Origin of the sequence: Azohydromonas lata (assembly GCF_034427735.1) — a bacterium.
In the GTDB taxonomy this organism is placed as follows: domain Bacteria; phylum Pseudomonadota; class Gammaproteobacteria; order Burkholderiales; family Burkholderiaceae_C; genus Azohydromonas; species Azohydromonas lata.
In genome coordinates this window covers 1-17,498 of record NZ_JAXOJX010000051.1, presented here as the reverse complement: position 1 = coordinate 17,498, position 17,498 = coordinate 1, and the positions used below count along the sequence as shown (strand labels likewise).

Here is a 17,498-nt window from a genome sequence, read left to right as displayed (position 1 = left end):
ACGGACCCGCCAGGGGTCCGTGAACACATGAACTGGAAACCCGCGGCCGGCGCACCCTGGCCCCTTGCAGGGGCGGGCGGCCCGCGCCGCGTGGCCGTGCCCTTACGCCGGGAAGGCGCTGGGCATCACGCGGTCACCCGCGGTCGGGGCCGGACGGCGGGCGATGCGCACCCAGGCTTCGCGCGCACCTTCGAGCAGCCGGACGAAAACTTCAGCGGCGATCACGGCACCACGGGGAGCGGTACGGCTGTAGGCGGAGGCGGTGATGGCGGTCATGTCGGTACCTCTTGTGAACTTCAACTTCGATGGGATGAATCCTAGGGTTTCCACCCAATTAAGCAATTGAAAGTTCTGCACGTCAGGTATGTGCAAGCTTCATATCACGCGGAGTTGAAGGCGTTGCCCGCCGCTGCACGGCCGGTCAGCCGTGGTCCAAGGTCAGCTCCACGCTGAAGACGCTGCCCTGTCCCGGGTGGCTTTGCAGCGCCAGCTTGCCGCCCATCAGGTCCACCAGGCGGCGGACGATGGACAGGCCCAGGCCCGTGCCGCCGAAGCGCCGGGTGATGGAGCTGTCGGCCTGGCTGAAGGCTTCGAAGATGCGCGCCTGGTGCTGTGGGCCGATGCCCATGCCCGTGTCCGCCACGTCCAGCCGCAGCAGCGACTGCCACTCCTGCCGCGCCAGCACGTGCACGCTCAGGCTGACGCGGCCTGCCTCGGTGAACTTCACGGCGTTGCTCAGCAGGTTGAGCAGCACCTGGCGCAGCCGCAGCGGGTCGCCCACCAGGCGCGGCGCCAGCTCCGGCGCCACGTGCAGCTCCAGCAGCAAGCCCTTGCTCTCGGCCTGGGGGCGCACCAGGGCCAGCGCGGACTCCAGCAGCGGCAGCGGCTCGAAGGCCAGCTGCTCCAGCGCCATCTCGCCGGCCTCGATGCGCGAGAGGTCCAGCACGTCGTTGGTCAGCGCCAGCAATTGCTCGCCGGCCTGGCGGATGTGGCCCACGAACTCCGGGCCCCGTTCCTGCAGCGGCATGCGCTGCAGCAACTGGCTCAGGCCGATGACGGCATTCAGCGGCGTGCGGATCTCGTGGCTCATGTGGGCCAGGAAGGCGCTCTTGGCCCGCGTGGCCGCCTCGGCCTGTTCGGCGCGGCGCGCCAGCTCCTGCTGCAGCGCCTGCATCTGCTGCACGCGCTGGCGGCGCTCGCCGTCGTCCACCAGCGTGGCGCGCAGCGAGGCGCCTTCGCCCTCGACTTGCGGCACGGCCACCACGCTGAACAGCACGGGCAGCGTGCCGCCGCCGGCCAGCTTGAAGTCCAGCTCCCGGTTCGTGGCCTCGCCCTGCGCCAGGGCCAGCACCAGCAGCGCGGGCAGCGTGGCGCGGCTTGGCGGCGTGAGCAGGGCCCCCAGGTCCTGGCCGGCGAGCTCGGCGTGGTCGCGGCCCAACATGCGCAGCAGCGTCTGGTTGGCCTGCAGCACCGTGCCCCCGGGCGAGAGCGAGACGTAGCCGCAGGGGGCGCGATCGTAGAGGTCCACGATGGTGCGGGCGCGCTGCACCAGCGCCGCGTTGGCCGCGCGCAGCTCGGCGGTGCGGCGGGCCACCAGCTCCTCCTGCGCCTGCAGTTGCGTGGCCAGCCGCTGCAGCTCGCCGGCGCGGTGGCGCTCGTGGACCAGGGAGAGAAAGCACACCGAGCAGATCACGATCAGCACCACCCCCGGCACCAGCGTGAAGAGCTGGGCCATAGACTGCGCCTGCGGCGTGAGCTGCTCGCCGCTGGCCAGCAGCCCAAGCCCCGCGCGCGCGGCAAAGGCCAGCGACAGGCCGCCGAAGGCCAGCAGCGCCGTCAGCGCCGAGGGCGAGCGCCGAGTGCGCAGGCTGCGCAGCAGCAGCGCCGCCGTCGCACCCAGCATCAGGCAGAACACGACGGAGATGGTGATGAAGGCCACCTTGCGCGGCAGCCCCGCGGCATGCGTGGCCAGCACGGCGGCGGCACCCAGGACCCACAGCGCCAGCATCGGGCGCTGCCGCGGCCCGCCGTCCAGGAGCAGCGCATGGGCCCGATACATCCAGTAAGGCACGGCAAACACCACCACGTTGGCCAGCACGAAGGTGAGCAGCGGCGGCGCGTGCCCGCGCAGGAACAGCAGCACGAACGTGCCCCCGGCCACGGCCATGGACTTGCTCCAAGTCCGCAGCGCCGGCGCCTGCGCCGGCATGGTCCGCGCCAGGCTCAGGAACACCGCCGCCATCAGCAGGCCCAGCACGCCCAACGAAAACAGCAGCGTGAGCGGGTCCAGCATCGGACCGTAATGGGGAACCAACTGCAACTCTCCTGACTGCCCAAGCACCTCAAGCACTCGCCCCAGGCGGCGTGCGCGGCGATGCTGCCACAGGCCTGCCGCCGCCCCGTGCGCCGCCGCCACAGGAGCGGCCGATGTTGACGTTCAGGACACAAGTGCCCGGCGCCGCGGCAAAAAAATGGAGTCCTCCCGGCTCATTGAGTACGCTCGCCGCCCAATGTCATTTCCGCTTGGCGGCGCTGCCCGCAATTCCAAAGGTGCCAAGGGCGCCGCCGCGCGTCGCCACGACCGCAGCCGCTTCGCGGCCACGGTGCAGTTGATGCTGGCCGGCGGCCAGATCGTCGAGGGCCGGACGATGGACATCAGCGAAGGCGGCATGCTGCTGCTGCTGCCGCTGAACCTGCCCGTGGACACCACCTGCCGGCTGCGCCTGCTCGTCCCCGCCTCGCCCAGCGGCGCGCGCGAGGTGACGGCCGAGGCGCAGGTGGCCAGCATCGTGCTCAGCGGCCGTGAAGGCGGCTTCCTCGCCGGGCTGCGCTTCACGCAACTGCCGCCGGCCTCCCGGGCCGGGCTGGAGGACTACCTGCGCATGCGCCAGGACCCGATTGGGCGCCGCAGGCGCTAAGAGCTCTCGCCCTCGCCCGCGCGCATGCGCCGGTTGTAGAAATCCAGCAGCGCGGCGGCGTCCACCTCGCGGCACACGGTCTGCACGGGGCGGCCGGTGCCCTCGCCCGGGCCCGCGAGCCGGGTGCGGCCGCGGGTGGCGCCCTCGCGGTCCACCAGCACGGGCGCGCGCAGCGTGCCGAACAGCCCGGGGACGAGCAACCGCGCCACCGCGGTGGAGTCGTGCACGTAGAAGCCGTCAGGCACGCCCGTGTCGTGGTGGAAGGCCTGGTAGACGCGGGAGATGTCCCAGAGGAAACGGCCCAGCCCGCCGCCGTGCTCGCGTAGCGCGCGCAGGTAGGCGCCGTCCATCACCACCTGGTGCGTGACGTCCAGGCCCACGATGCTCACGGGCCAGGCGGCGGCGAACACCTCGTCGGCGGCCTGCGGGTCGGCATAGATGTTGGCCTCGGCATGCGGCGTGACGTTGCCGGTGTGGCCGTGGTGGCCGAAGGCGCCGCCCATCACCACCACCTCCCGCGCCAGCGCCGCGACGTCCGGCGCCGCGCGCAGCGCCAGCGCCAGGTTGGTCAGCGGTCCGACGGCCAGCACGCTGACCTCGCCCGGGTGGCGGCGCAGCGCCTGCACGAGGCAGTCGCTGGCGGCAATGCCGGATTCGGCCCGCGCGGGATGCGGCGGCAAGGGCACGTCGCCCAGCGCGTTGCGGCCGTGCACCTCCACCGGCGGATGCACCGGGCCGCCATCCAGCGGCGCCGCCGCGCCGCGGTGCACCCCGCAGCGCAGGGACAGCAGCTCGGCCAGGTACAGGGCGTTGCGCGTGGTGGTGTCCAGCGTGCCGTTGCCGAACACGGTGCACACGCCCAGGAGCTCCACGTCGGCCGAGCGCGCCAGCAGCGCCAGCGCCATGGCGTCGTCCACGCCGGGGTCGGTGTCGAAGATGACTTTCATGGGCGCCATGCGGGGATCTCCAGGGAGAGAGAAAGCGGTCAGGCGGCGGCGGGCGCCATGCCGGCGACCTCGGCCGCGATCCCGTAGCTGCGCAGCCGTGCCGCGTGGTCGAAGACCTGCGAGGTGAGCATGAGTTCGTCGGCGCCCGTGCGGGCGATGAAATCTTCCAGCGCCCGGCGCACCGTGGCCGGCGAGCCCACGGCCGAGCAGGCGAGCGAGCGCTCCACGAACACGCGCTCGGCCATGGGCAGGCGGTCCATGAAGCCCGCCACCGGCGGCGGCAGCCGGCCGGGGCGGCCGGCGTACAGGCTGGCGAAGGCCTGCTGCATGGAGCTGGCCAGCAGGGCGCCTTCCTCGTCGCTGTCGGCGGCGAAGACGTTGAAGCCCAGCATCACGTAGGGCGCGTCGAGGTGGCGCGAGGGGCGGAATTCGCTGCGGTACAGCTCCACGGCGGGCATGAGCTGCTGCGGCGCGAAGTGCGAGGCGAAGGCGTAGGGCAGGCCCAGCAGGGCCGCGAGCTGCGCGCCGAAGAGGCTGGAGCCCAGCACCCACACTGGCACGCGCAGGCCCTCGCCGGGGATGGCGCGCAGCGCCTGGCCGGCGCGCGCGGGCTCGAAGTAGGCCAGCAGCTCGGCCACGTCCTGAGGGAACTGGTCGGCCGCCTCGGCGCCGCGGGCGCGGCGCAGGGCGCGCGCGGTGGCGGCGTCGGAGCCCGGCGCGCGGCCCACGCCCAGGTCGATGCGGCCCGGGTAGAGCGTGGCCAGCGTGCCGAACTGCTCGGCAATGACCAGGGGCGAGTGGTTGGGCAGCATCACGCCGCCCGCGCCCACGCGGATGGAGCGCGTGGCGCCGGCCACGTGGCCCAGCAGCACGGCGGTGGCCGCACTGGCGATGCCGGGCATGCCGTGGTGCTCGGCAAGCCAGTAACGCTTGAAGCCCAGGCGCTCGCAGTGCCGGGCGAGCTCCACGGTGTGGCGGAAGGACTGGGCGGCGTCGCCGCCCTCCACGATGGGGCTGAGGTCGAGAACGGAGAAGGGAATCATGCCGCCATGGTGCCCAGCGGCGTTGAAGTCCGTGCAGCCGCGCCGGCCCGCGGGGACGGCGCCAGGGTGTTAGACGGTCTAACACCCCCCACGCGACGCAGCGCGGGGCGCGTCAGCCGCGGTGCGCCGGCACCGGCTCGCGCGCGGTGAAATCGGCGTAATGCCCCTTGAGCCCGTACCAGGCGATGTACAGGTAGCACAGCGCCGGGACGAAGAAGGCGTGCAGCAGGCCGATGCGGTCGGCGAAGAAGCCCATCACCACCGGGACGATGGCGCCGCCCACGATGGCCATGCACACCACGCCGGAGCCCTCGCCAGTGTGGCGGCCCAAGCCCTCGATGGCCAGGCTGAAGAGGGTGGGAAACATGATGGAGTTGAACAGGCCTATGGCCAGCAGCGCCCACATGGCGGCCGGGCCCGCGGTGAACATGGCCAGCAGCAGCAGGGCCGTGACCACCAGCGCGTTGAAGGCCAGCAGCCGGCCGGGCCGCACCTTCTTCAGCACCGCCGCGCCCACGAAGCGGCCCACCATGGCGCCGCCCCAGTACAGCGACAGCCAGCGCGCCGCCACCTCCTCCGGCAACCCCGCCACCTCCGGCTGGCCCATGAAGTTGACGAGGAAGCTGCCGATGGAGACCTCGGCGCCCACGTACAGGAAGATGCCCAGCGCGCCCAGCACCAGGTGGCGGTACTGCCAGGCGCTGTCGCGCTGGTGGTAGACGGCGCCGCCCGCATCCGGCGGCGCCTCGGCCGGCACGGCGGGCTCCTCGATGCGCGGCAGCCGCGACAGCGCAATGACCACGGCGATGGCAAACAGCACCAGCGCCAGGGCGACGTAGGGCGTCTGCACCGAGGAGGCCTGCTGCGCCGCGTAGGCCGCGCGCTGCGCGGCGTCCATGCGCTGCAGTTCCTCGGCCGGCTTGACGGCCACGGCCAGGATGAGCAGGGAGCCGACGAAGGGGGCCAGCGTTGTCCCGAGCGAATTGAAGGCCTGCGTGAGGTTCAGCCGCGACGAGGCGGTTTCCGGGCGGCCCAGCACGGTGACGTAGGGATTGGCCGCCACCTGCAGCAGCGTGATGCCTGAGGCCAGGACGAACAGCGCACCCAGGAACAGCGGGTAGGCGGCGCGGCTGGCCGCGGGCGTGAACAGCAGGCAGCCGAGGCCGGCGACCGTCAGGCCCACGATGATCCCGCGCTTGTAGCCCAACCGCTTGACCAGCAGCCCCGCCGGCACCGACATCACCAGGTAGGCCGCGAAGAAGCAGAACTGGATGAGCATGGCCTGCACGTAGCTCAGCGTGAACACGGCGCGCAGGTGCGGGATGAGGATGTCGTTGAGCGCGGTGATGAAGCCCCAGATGAAGAACAGCAGGGTCAGCACCGCCAGCGGCACGGTGTAGCTCGGCATGGCGGCGCTGGCGCCGGGCGCAGACGAAGCGGTGCTGGTGCTTGCAGGCAGGGTTCCGGCCATGACGTGTCTCCGCGGGCGCCTTTGGGCAGGCGCCATGGCGGGACATGGGGCAAAGCCTGGGCCGGGCCCGGGGCTCGCGGGCGGCGGCGCGCCGCTTGCGCAGGTGCCGGCGTCAGCCGGGAGCCGGTTTCAGGCGGAGAAGCGCTTCAGCAGGGGCTTCAGGCGGATGCCGAGGCGGCCGGGTCGGCGATGTCCTCGAAAGCCACCACGCCGGAGCCAAAGATTTGCGGGCCTTCCTGGCCTTCGCTGGCCGCCTGCCCAAGGTCGAAGGTGAAGGCGTGGCCGGCCAGGTCGGAGGCCGGGCCGTCATAGCTCACCTCCGGCGGCGCCATGCCCAACTGGTTGATGCGCACCTTGAGGCTGCGGACGGTCATGGCCCGGTCCTCCAGCTCCATGAGCACGGTGAACCCGATCTTGGCGCCGTCCTGCGCCGTGACCATGCCGGAAGCCGAGAACTGCAGCAGCGCGTTGAGCTGTGAAATCACCTGCGCCGCGGCCGCGCTTTCACCGCTCGCGGACGCCTGCGCGGCGGCGGCGCCACCGGCGGTCTGCACCAGCGCGCCCAGGTCCACGGTGTTGAACGCGCCTATTTGCTTGCCCGTCATCTGCTCGACGATGCGGCGGATCGCCTGCGACTGCGGCGCCAGCGTGACGTGGCTGCGGCCATGGCTGTCCACCGACAGCGCATGCGCCGTGCCCTGCGTGCGCGCCGTGGCGGCCAGGCCGGCCGTGCCCATCACCGCGGCAGCCACGCGGCCCGCAGCCGAAATGTGCACGGATACCGAGGCCTGCCCGGCCGTGGTGGCCATGGCAGAGCGCTGGTCGACGCTGCGCTGCGTCTCGCGCACGCCGGGCGCAGGCCCCGAGGCCTGCGTCAACAGCGGCTGTAAGCTGGAACCAGCGATTTGCACTTTTCTCCCCTCCGTGCCTAGCTTTCGGCACTTGTGCGACGGTCTGAAGCTTGAACCCAAACCCCGCGCAACGTGTAAACGAAGTAATAAATATGCGCCGGACTCAGGTAGCGAGTGTAGTGCGCCTTCTAAAAAGATCAGATGCCACAGCACTTTCTTGCGCTTTGAGCTTGGGCCAAAGAAGAAATTTGCGTGCTCAGCAAGCCGTCTGGCGCAGCGCGGCATTGACAGACCGGTATTTTTTTACGGCTGTCCGTCGCGACACGCCGCGCCGCGTGAGCGCGGCCTACGCGGCTGCCAGCGCCGCGTCGCGCAAGTCGGCCAGCAGCGCGTTCACCTGCTGCAGCCGGGCGTCCCAGGCGAACATGAAGCGCGCCCCGCCGCCTATGAAGGTGTAGAAGCGCCAGCCGCGCGCGCGCAGCGCTTCGGCCACGGCCGGCGGCAGTTTCAGGAACACGGCGTTGGCCTGCACGGGGAACATCAGCTCCACGCCGGGCAGCCCGCGGCTGCCCTCTGCCAGATGGCGGGCGCAGGCGTTGGCGTGCTCGGCGTTGCGCAGCCAGGCGCCGGTTTCGAGCATGCGCACCCAGGGCGCGGAGAGGTAGCGCATCTTGGAAGCGAGCTGCCCGGCCTGCTTGCAGCGGTAGCCGAAGTCCTCGGCCTGCTCGCGGCGGAAGAACAGGATGGCCTCGCCCACGGCCATGCCGTTCTTGGTGCCGCCAAAGCACAGCACGTCCACGCCGGCGCGCCAGGTCATGTCGGCGGGCTCGCAACCCAGCGCGGCGCAGGCGTTGGCGAATCGCGAGCCGTCCATGTGCAGGCTCAGGCCCAGCTCGCGGCAGGTGGCGGCGATGTTGCGCAGCTCCTGCAGCGAGTAGAGCTGCCCCGTTTCCGTGGGCTGCGTGACCGTCACGACGCGCGGCTTGGGGAAATGGATGTCGCGCCGCGCCGTGGCGATGGCGCGAATGGCCTGCGGCGTGAGCTTGCCGCCCTCGCCGCGCGCCACCAGCAGCTTGGAGCCGTTGGAGAAGAACTCCGGCGCGCCGCACTCGTCGGTTTCCACGTGCGCGGAGTCCGAGCAGATGACGCTGTGGTAGCTCTGGCACAGCGCGGCCAGCGCCAGCGAATTGGCCGCCGTGCCGTTGAAGGCGAAGAACACTTCGCAGCCGGTCTGGAACAGGGTCCGGAAGGCGTCCGCGGCGCGGGCCGTCCACGCGTCCTCGCCGTAGGCCGGGGCCGAGCCGTCGTTGGCTTCGGCCATGGCCTGCAAGGCCTCGGGGCAAACACCGGCGTAATTGTCACTGGCGAATTGTTGGGTGGGCTGCGAATTCATGGCTCGTTCCTGGCGGGAAATGTCCGCGCGCCGGCGGCATATGGCGAATCCAGCAGAAACCGTCCCAACGCGCGTAGCCAATATTTTTCCACCACGTCCGCGCAAAATGTCGCCAAACTGGCCTGTCCAAGCGGTTCACAATAGTGCATTTGAACCACGCATTGCGCAGCCGCAGCACGAATGAACCAAGGCGACACCCTGGACCGCATAGACCTCAAGATATTGCGCGAGCTGGCGCTGGACGCGCGGCTGAGCTGGCGCGACCTGGCCGAGCGCGTGGGCCTGTCGCTCACGCCCACGCTGCGCCGCGTGCGGCGGCTGGAGGAGCAGCGCTACATCCTGGGCTACGCCGCGCAGCTCGACGAGCGGCGGCTGGCCGGCGCCATGAGCGTGTTCGTCTCGGTGACGCTGGAAAAGCAGTCGGAAGCAGCCTTCGAGCAGTTCGAGAGCGCCATCGCCGCCGAGCCCGCGGTGATGAGCTGTTTCCTGATGACGGGCGAGGCCGACTACAACCTGCGCGTGGTGGTGCCGGACCTGGACGCCTACCACCGCTTCCTCACCCACACGCTGGCGCGCATCCCGGGCGTGGCGCACATCAACTCCAGCTTCGCGCTCAAAACCGTGCTGCTGCGCCAGGCGCCGCAATTGTGAGTTTCAAATGCCGCGCAAAAGGCGTTGGGCGGCCGCAGTTTTGGGCAGGCTTTTGATACTTCGATTCGCCGACCGGGGACGAATCGGAAACTGAGACGGGAACAGGTCGGAAAGCAGCTTGCCGGCGCTGCGGCGGCTCAGGCCGCGGCGGCGCGCGCGCCGGCGCAAGCCGTCATTTCGCGGTGCAGCGCCGCCACGGCCTGCTGCAGCTCCAGCAGCGACTCGCCCATGGCTGAAAAGGCCGCCACCAGTCGCGCCGAGCTGTTGGGCGCGACGGCCATGCGCACCTGGGCCTGGGCCAGCGCCACGCGCACGGCACCCTGGTGCGGCGCGGGCACGTCCTCCAGCGCGGCGGCCAGCAGTGCCTGACGGTGGGCCTCGAAGGCCTGCGGCTCGTCCCGGGCAAGGCGGCTGAGGAAATCGAAATCGAAAGCGTCGGAGGGCATGTCGGTACGTCCTTCTTCAGTGGCTTGGCAGCAGCCCGGCCGCGCCAAGGCATTGCAAAAGCGTGGCGATGGCACAAGCGTCGCGGCTGCGGCGCGCGGCTGCCAGTCCGCAAGCCCATGGAGGCAGTGCCCCAGGGAAAGCGCCCGTGGGTTGCTGCGGCGGCCGCGCCATTCGCCTTTGGCGGCGAACGTCATGCCTGCTTGTTGCCCAAACCATTGCCATGCTGATTCCCGCGACAAAATCGCATTGATTTCTTTTGCTGGCAGAAACCTTTGCAAACAGGCTGCATGCCGGCTTTTCCGTAATTTAGGCAATACCTCCAACGCATGGGGAAATTAATGGGGAAATGCGGCCCCATAAAAGTACCAAGCCCGGCATGACAAAACGACCATGCCAAGGCGTGCACCCTCCTGCAAGCTGCAAAAGCCTGAATTTCTCCTGAGAGTTTCGGCCTTCTGACGGCCCGGGGTTCCACAGTCGCCCCTGAGAAACTCCCCGGGGCATGAGCCTGCCCATAGGTCGGCCAGGCCCTTGCCGCAAGGCAGGCTCATGAATATTGAAGTGCTTCAGCCTTACCAGATGAGTTCGCCAAAAAACCCGTTCTCAACCACGCTCCATGCCGATTTATTTTTCCGCACCGCCGCGGGGTGTCGCTCCCCAGCCCAAGCGGGTGTTGACGGCGTTGAGGTAACAAATTTATTTTCAAACGGAGTCGAGCTGAATTCAAGCGAGACCCGGCTGGGATTCGAGAGGTATTCGGGTGAGAATTTCCGGGACGCCTTCGTCCCGATTTTTTTGCCCAAATACATAAAAGCTGTAGCCACGCCAGGAGGCTCACCAGGGCCATTTCATTCGTTCCAGGAGTTTTTGCCGGGCGCAAGCCCGGCGACGAACCAATAAGCCGGCGAGGGAGGAATCAAGCGATGCACTGCATTTCCGTGCGTGAGAGTCGGCGGGCCATGAGTCGGGCCTGGGTGTTGCTGGCGGCCTGCCTGCTGAGCCTGCTGTGCTGGATGCGCCCGGCCCAGGCGGCCGATCCGGCCCAGGGTCCGGGCGGGCCCATCCTGGTGCTGACCAACGGCGCCTCCAATTTCGGCACCTACTACGCCGAGATCCTGCGCAACGAGGGGTTCAACCTCTTCACCGTCGCGGACGTCTCCACCGTTTCCGCCGCCACGCTGGCCAGCTACGACGTGGTGCTGCTGGCCAAGACGCCGCTCACCGCCACGCAGGTGGCTACGCTCAGCACCTGGGTCAACGGCGGCGGCAACCTCATCGCCATGGCGCCGGACGCGCAGCTCGCCCCGCTGCTGGGCCTCACGCCCACCGGCGCCACGCTGGCCGAGGCCTACCTGCAGGTGGACACCGCCACCGGCGTGGGCAACGGCATCGCGGGCCAGACCATGCAGTACCACGGCGTGGCCGACCGCTACGCGCTGAGCGGCGCCGCCGCGCTGGCCACGCTCTACAGCAGCGCCACGGCCGCCACGACCCACCCCGCCGTGACGCTGCGCAGCGTGGGCGCGGGCCGGGCCGCGGCCTTCACCTACGACCTGGCCACCTCCATCGTCTACACCCGCCAGGGCAACCCGGCCTGGGCCACGCAGGAACGCGACGGCCTGCCGCCCGTGCGTTCGGACGACAAGTTCTTCGGCGGCGCCGCCGCCGACCCGCAGGCCGACTGGGTGGACCTGGCCAAGGTCGCCATCCCGCAGGCCGATGAGCAGCAGCGGCTGCTGGCCAACCTCATCAACGCCATGAACGTCGCGCGCAAGCCGCTGCCGCGGTTCTGGTACTTCCCCAACGGGCACAAGGCCGTGGTCGTCATGACCGGCGACGACCACGGCAACAACGGCACCGAGGGGCGCTTCAACTGGTTCAAGTCCATGAGCCCCGCGGGCTGCTCGGTGGCCAACTGGGAATGCGTGCGCGGCACGTCCTACATGTTCTCCGACACGCCGCTGAGCCCCTACCAGGCCATGGTGTTCGACCAGGAGGGCTTCGAGGTCGGCCTGCACGTGGACACCAACTGCGCCAACTACGACGCCACCTCGCTGGACGCCACCTACGCCAGCGAGCGCGGCGACTGGGTGGCGCGCTTCGGCGGCGTGTCCTCGCCCATCACGCAGCGCCATCACTGCGTCGTCTGGAGCGACTGGACCACCGGCGCCGAGACGCAGCTCAAGTACGGCATGCGCATGGACACGACCTACTACTTCTGGCCGCCGGGCTGGGTGGGCGACGTGCCGGGCATCTTCACCGGCTCGGCCATGCCCATGCGCTTCATGAGGCTCGACGGCAGCTTCGTGGACGTCTTCCAGGCCGCCACGCAAATGACCGACGAGTCCGGCCAGAGCTATCCCTACACCGTGGACACGCTGCTGGACCGCGCGCTGGGCACCGAGGGCTACTACGGCGCCTACGTCGTCAACGCACACACCGACGTGGACCTGATCCCCGAGGCCCAGACCGTGGTGGCCTCGGCACAGGCGCGGGGCGTGCCCGTCATCTCCGCGCGGCAGTTGCTCACCTGGGTGGATGCGCGCAACGACTCCTACTTCAGCGCCCTGGGCTGGAACGGCAGCAGCCTGAGCTTCGGCGTCTCGCGTGCCGCCGCGGCCACGGGGCTGCAGGGCATGTTGCCGCGCCGCGCGGGCAACGACGTGCTGGTGGGCCTCACGCGCGGCGGCGTGGCCGTGCCCTTCACCGTCAAAGTGGTCAAGGGCGTGGAATACGCCTTCTTCGCCGCGGACAGCGGCAACTGGGTCGCCACCTACGGCGTGGACAGCGGCGGCCCGACCGTCATCACCGCCAACCCGGCGGCCGGCACCACGGGCGTGAGCGTCTACACGAGCGTGAACGCCATCTTCAGCGAGGCGCTGGACGCGGCCACCGTCACCACCGCCACGGTGGAGCTGCGCGACGGGGCCAACGCCCTGGTGAGCGCCACCGTGGCCTACAACGCGGCCACCCGCGCCGTGACGCTCACGCCCTCGGCGCCGCTGGCGGGCTCCACCACCTACACCGTCACGCTGCGCGGCGGCGCGGCCGACCCGCGCATCAAGGACGCGGCCGGCGTGCCCCTGGCGGCCAACGCATCGTGGAGCTTCACCACCCTGGCCGCAGCCAACGTGCAGAGCTGCCCCTGCAGCGGCTGGAGCACCAGCGCCGCGCCCGCCAATGCCTCGATCGACGACCCGGGCCCGGTGGAGCTGGGCGTGAAGTTCCGCGTGGACGTGGACGGCGTCGTCACCGGCGTGCGCTTCTACAAGGGCGCGGGCAACACCGGCACCCACGTCGGCAGCCTCTGGAGCCTGGACGGCACGCGGCTGGCCACGGCCACCTTCGGCAACGAGACGGCCGGCGGCTGGCAGGAGGTGCAGTTCGCCACGCCCGTGCCGGTGACGGCCAACACCGTGTACGTCGCCTCCTACTTCGCGCCCAACGGCCACTACGCGGGCGACAACAGCTATTTCGCCAACGCGGGCGTGGACAAGGCGCCCGTGCACCTGCTGCAAAACGGCGTGAGCGGCGGCAACGGGCTCTATGCCTACGGCAGCGGCTCCACCTTCCCGTCGCAGAGCTGGCAGGCCACCAATTACTGGGTGGACGTGGCCTTCACGCCGGGCGGCAGCAGTGGCGGCGGCACCACGCCCTCGGCCAACTGCACCAACCCGGCCAACGCCATCGTGGCCGAGAACTGCCTCACGGGCAGCCCGGCCTCGGAATGGGACATCAGCGGCGCGGGCGACGCGAGCATCCAGGGCTTTGCCACGGACATCAGCGTCAACCGCGGCGGCACGGTGAGCTTCAAGGTCAACACCACGGCCAGCAGCTACCGCTTCGACATCTACCGGCTGGGCTGGTATGGCGGCGCCGGCGCGCGCAAGGTGGCGACGGTCAACCCGTCGGCCACGCTGCCGCAGAGCCAGCCGTCCTGCCTGACGCAGCCCGGCAGCGGCCTCATCGACTGCGGCAACTGGGCCGTCTCCGGTTCGTGGACCGTGCCCTCGACCGCCGTCTCCGGCATCTACATCGCCCGCCTGGTGCGCAACGACACGGGTGGCGCCAGCCACATCGCCTTCGTGGTGCGCGACGACGGCTCGGCCGCCGACATGGTGTTCCAGACCTCCGACACCACCTGGCAGGCCTACAACAACTGGGGCGGCAACAGCCTCTACCAGGGCGGGCCGGGCACCAGCCCGTCGCGCGCCTACAAGGTCAGCTACAACCGGCCGTTCAACACGCGCACGGTGGACGGCGGCCAGGACTGGATCTTCGCCAACGAGTACCCCATGGTCCGCTGGCTGGAGGCCAACGGCTTTGCCGTCACCTACGTCAGCGGCGTGGACACCGACCGCAGCGCCACTGTGCTGCAGGGCCGCAAGGTGTTCCTGTCGGTGGGGCACGACGAGTACTGGTCTGCGCAGCAGCGCGCCAACGTGGAGGCCGCCCGCGCCGCGGGCATGCACATGGCCTTCTTCAGCGGCAACGAGGTGTTCTGGAAGACGCGCTGGGAATCCAGCATCGACGCCTCCGGCACGCCCTACCGCACGCTGGTGTCCTACAAGGAGACGCATGCCAACGCGCGCATCGACCCCACCGGCATCTGGACAGGCACCTGGCGCGACGCGCGCTTCTCGCCCCCGGCCGACGGTGGCCGGCCGGAGAACGCGCTCACGGGCACGCTGTTCATGAACAACGACACCGGCGTGTACTACGGCATCACCGTGCCGCCGGCCGAGGGGCTGCTGCGCCTGTGGCGCAACACGGCCGTGGCCACGCAGGCGGCGGCGGGGCTCACCTCCACGCTGCCCACGGGCGTGCTGGGCTACGAGTGGGATGCCGACGTAGACAACGGCGCACGCCCGCCGGGGCTGTTCCGCCTGTCGCAGACCAGCATCACCAGCAACGGCGTGCTGCAGGACAACGGCTCCACCTTCGGCAACGGCACGCTCACGCACGCGCTGACGATGTACCGGCACGCCGGCGGCGCGCGGGTGTTCGGCGCCGGCACCATCCAGTGGAGCTGGGGCCTGGACGCCACGCACGACCTGCCGCGCGGCACCAACGCCGCGGTGGACCAGAGCCTGCAGCAGGCCACCGTGAACCTGTTCGCCGACATGGGCGTGCAGCCCGGCGCGCTGCGCTCGCCGCTGGCGGCGGCCACGGCCTCCACCGACACCACGGCGCCCACGGTGGCCATCGCCGCCCCGGCGGCCGGCGCCAGCGTCGCCGCGGGCAGCAGCGTGACGGTCAGCGGCACGGCCGCGGACGTGGGCGGCCAGGTGGCGGGGGTGGAGGTGTCCACCGACGGCGGCAGCACCTGGCATCCGGCCACCGGCCGCGCCACCTGGAGCTTCAGCTGGACGCCCACGGCCACGGGCACGGCCAGCCTGCAGGTGCGCGCGGTGGACGACAGCGGCAACCTCGCCGCCGTGCCGGCCACCCGCAGCGTCACCGTCACGCCGCTGGCCTGCCCCTGCAGCGGCTTTGCCGCCTCGGCCACGCCCAGCACGGCCAGCGCCAACGATGCGGATACCGTCAACTTGGGTGTGAAGTTCAGCGTGGACCGGAGCGGCAGCATCACCGCCGTGCGCTTCTACAAGGGGCCGGCCAACACGGGCACGCACGTGGGCGCGCTGTGGACCAGCGACGGCACGCTGCTGGGCACGGCCACTTTCTTCAACGAAACGGCCACGGGCTGGCAGGAGGCCGTCTTCGCCACGCCCATCCCGGTGAGCGCGGGCACGGTGTACGTGGCGTCCTACCGCGCGCCCAACGGCGGCTACGCGTTCGACGGCAGCTTCTTCACCAACGCCGGCGTGGACAACGGGCCCGTGCATCTGCTGGGCAATGGCGTGAGCGGGGGCAACGGCGTGTTTGCCTACGGCGGCAGCTCGGTGGCGTTCCCGTCGTCGAGCTACCTGTCCGCCAACTACTGGGTGGACGTGGTGTTCATGCCGGCGCCGTAAAGAAGCAGCGGCGCCCCACCCTGCGGCTCCCGCCGCCGGATGGGGCGCCGCAGTGATGCCGGCGCGCGGGCATCTCAGTGCGCCAAGGCGGCGTCCATGAGGTCCACTAGGTCCCAGGCGTTCACGGCCGTGGCCGGCGGGTCGTCGCCCAGCACCACGCCCAGGGTGTTCACCCGCGTCATCAGGCGCAGCTCGCCTATGCCCATGCTCAGGGCGAGATTGGCGAAGAGCGCGCCGGGCACGTCGTCGGGGTCCATGTCCGTGACGGCCGCCTCCGGGACGTAGCAGGCGATGTCGAAGGTGCCCGCGCCCGCGGGGTTGGGCGAGGCCAGGAAGCGCACGTCCTGTACGCACACCGCGTGGCCCAGGAAGTCCAGCGGGCCCAGGCGTCCCGCCACCTCGCGCGGAATGGGCTGCGAGAAGGCGCACACCCGCATGCGCGGCGGCATGGCCGGCGCCGCGGCCACCAGCGCCTGCACGGCCTCTATGCCTTCGGGGTTGTGGTTGCAGCTGATGGCGATGCGCAGCACCGCACCGTCGTTGGCCGGCACCTGGTCCACGCCCACGCGCAGCAGCGGATCGATGTCGGCCACCGCGCTGCGCAGCGTGTCCACGATGCGGCCGATGCGCGTGATCGAGGGCTCGAAGTCCGCCGCCGTGGCAGAGGCATCGAGCACCGCGCACAGGTCCGGGCCGTGATCAGCCACCGTCGTCCAGAACTGCCGTGCCTTGTCTTGGTTCATGTTCACCGTCTTCGCAAGAGGGAACCGGGTTTGCGCGCCCGGTCATGAGATCGAGGCTCCATGGTGGAGCCCGACCCCCACGACGGTCGTTACACCATTGTTACAAGGGGGAAATCAAGGCCGGCGGAGGCGGCCCGCCGCGCGTGCGGGGGCCGGCCCTTGCCCCGTCAGAACACGAACAGGTCTTCCGCCTTGAGCACCGTGTTGGCGCCCAGCTTGGCGATGAGCACCGCGGCGCCGGCCTTGCTGCCGTCGGCGTCGTAGAACAGCTCCCCCGTGGACTGCTTGTAGATCAGCCGGTCGTCGGCCTCCGCTGCCTTGCTGCCCAGGCACAGCGCCCCGGGCGCGAGCTGGCCCACGGCGCCCAGTGCGGTGAACACGGCGTGGTCGAACTCCAGCTTGTCGTCCACCGACGTGAAGTCGGTGAGGGTGTCCGCGCTGGTGCCGCCGGCAAAGGCGCCGGTGAAGCGGAACGTGTCCTGGCCGCTGCCGCCGGTGAGCTGGTCCAGCCCCGTGCCGCCGACGAGCACGTCGTTGCCCGCGCCGCCGTTGAGCGTGTCGTTGCCCGCGCCGCCATACAGCGTGTCGTTGCCCGCGTTGCCGTCGAGCTTGTCGTTGCCGTTCTTGCCGTCGAGGGCGCTGTCGCCGCGGCCGCCGCTGAGCGTGTCGTTGACGGTGGCACCGTTGGCGTCGCCATTGAGCACGTCATGGGCGTATTTCACCGTGGCCGTGGCCGTGCTGGCGACACTCTCGGCAGCCTTGAAGCCGTCGGTGTACGAGACCTTGACCGAGAGGGCCTGGCCCACGTCCGCCTCCACCAGCTTGTAGGCACTGCCCGTGGCGCCGGTGATGGCGGTACCGCCGCGCAGCCACTGGTAGCTGAGCTTGCCCAGCCCGTCGGCGTCGGCCAGTGCGCTGGTCACCGCCGTGAGCGTCTGGCCTTGCTCGGCCGTGCCGCTGACGGTGACGCCGCCCGTGGGCGCGTCGTTGACGTTGGCCACCGCCGCCGTGGCGGCGCTGCCCACGCTCTCGGCCGTCTTGAAGCCGTCCGTGTACGAA

The 17,498-nt window shown here is 70.4% G+C and carries 14 protein-coding genes; 4 read left to right on the top strand and 10 right to left on the bottom strand.

The genetic code is table 11. The features are described 5' to 3' along the window. Positions 1-102 precede the first annotated feature (102 nt). Positions 103-276 (bottom strand): hypothetical protein, encoded by a 174-nt coding sequence (locus tag SM757_RS24825; protein WP_157119182.1) that lies wholly within the window; start codon positions 274-276, stop codon positions 103-105. A gap of 145 nt (positions 277-421) precedes the next feature. After that, complete coding sequence (locus tag SM757_RS24820) at positions 422-2,314, bottom strand: sensor histidine kinase (RefSeq protein WP_322467450.1); 1,893 nt, start codon at positions 2,312-2,314, stop codon at positions 422-424. 196 nt (positions 2,315-2,510) lie between these two features. Between SM757_RS24820 and SM757_RS24815 the strand changes: the two genes are divergently transcribed. Further along, entirely contained in the window at positions 2,511-2,918 is a 408-nt protein-coding gene (locus tag SM757_RS24815) for a PilZ domain-containing protein (protein ID WP_066341137.1), read from the top strand. Here SM757_RS24815 and SM757_RS24810 read toward each other — a convergent pair. The 5 genes from SM757_RS24810 to SM757_RS24790 all read right to left on the bottom strand — a co-directional run bounded on the left by SM757_RS24810 (position 2,915) and on the right by SM757_RS24790 (position 8,623). Continuing rightward, the gene (locus SM757_RS24810; RefSeq protein ID WP_322467449.1) at positions 2,915-3,874 is read right to left on the bottom strand and encodes a nucleoside hydrolase; all 960 of its coding nucleotides are present in this window, start codon (positions 3,872-3,874) and stop codon (positions 2,915-2,917) included. The two genes, SM757_RS24815 and SM757_RS24810, sit on opposite strands and share 4 nt — an antisense overlap. Before the next feature lie 29 nt (positions 3,875-3,903). Then, positions 3,904-4,908: an LLM class flavin-dependent oxidoreductase gene (locus SM757_RS24805; protein ID WP_322467448.1), complete on the bottom strand. Its 1,005-nt coding sequence runs from the start codon at positions 4,906-4,908 to the stop codon at positions 3,904-3,906. A gap of 112 nt (positions 4,909-5,020) precedes the next feature. Continuing rightward, positions 5,021-6,379 carry an L-fucose:H+ symporter permease gene (gene fucP, locus SM757_RS24800; RefSeq protein ID WP_322467447.1) on the bottom strand — a complete coding sequence of 453 codons (1,359 nt, stop codon included), beginning with the start codon at positions 6,377-6,379 and terminating at the stop codon, positions 5,021-5,023. 158 nt (positions 6,380-6,537) lie between these two features. Next, a complete protein-coding gene (locus SM757_RS24795; protein WP_322467446.1) occupies positions 6,538-7,257 on the bottom strand; it encodes a hypothetical protein in 720 nt (239 codons plus the stop codon). A 319-nt stretch (positions 7,258-7,576) separates the two neighbouring features. Next, positions 7,577-8,623: a threonine aldolase family protein gene (locus SM757_RS24790; protein WP_322467445.1), complete on the bottom strand. Its 1,047-nt coding sequence runs from the start codon at positions 8,621-8,623 to the stop codon at positions 7,577-7,579. A gap of 180 nt (positions 8,624-8,803) precedes the next feature. Between SM757_RS24790 and SM757_RS24785 the strand changes: the two genes are divergently transcribed. After that, positions 8,804-9,274: an Lrp/AsnC family transcriptional regulator gene (locus SM757_RS24785; RefSeq protein ID WP_066341147.1), complete on the top strand. Its 471-nt coding sequence runs from the start codon at positions 8,804-8,806 to the stop codon at positions 9,272-9,274. A 137-nt stretch (positions 9,275-9,411) separates the two neighbouring features. On the opposite strand, the gene SM757_RS24780 is transcribed toward SM757_RS24785, so the two are convergent. Next, positions 9,412-9,720: a DUF3135 domain-containing protein gene (locus SM757_RS24780; RefSeq protein ID WP_066341150.1), complete on the bottom strand. Its 309-nt coding sequence runs from the start codon at positions 9,718-9,720 to the stop codon at positions 9,412-9,414. 550 nt (positions 9,721-10,270) lie between these two features. On the opposite strand from SM757_RS24780, the gene SM757_RS24775 reads away from it, so the two are divergent. Beyond that, on the top strand, positions 10,271-10,621 hold the full coding sequence (locus tag SM757_RS24775; protein WP_322467444.1) for a hypothetical protein: 351 nt from the start codon (positions 10,271-10,273) through the stop codon (positions 10,619-10,621). A gap of 59 nt (positions 10,622-10,680) precedes the next feature. Beyond that, positions 10,681-15,696: a N,N-dimethylformamidase beta subunit family domain-containing protein gene (locus tag SM757_RS24770; protein WP_322467443.1), complete on the top strand. Its 5,016-nt coding sequence runs from the start codon at positions 10,681-10,683 to the stop codon at positions 15,694-15,696. A 74-nt stretch (positions 15,697-15,770) separates the two neighbouring features. On the opposite strand, the gene SM757_RS24765 is transcribed toward SM757_RS24770, so the two are convergent. Together SM757_RS24765 and SM757_RS24760 are read right to left on the bottom strand one after the other, a co-directional pair. Next, positions 15,771-16,439 (bottom strand): hypothetical protein, encoded by a 669-nt coding sequence (locus SM757_RS24765; protein ID WP_066343500.1) that lies wholly within the window; start codon positions 16,437-16,439, stop codon positions 15,771-15,773. A gap of 167 nt (positions 16,440-16,606) precedes the next feature. Then, positions 16,607-17,498: calcium-binding protein (locus SM757_RS24760; protein ID WP_407655803.1), on the bottom strand; the 892-nt coding region annotated here is incomplete at its 5' end.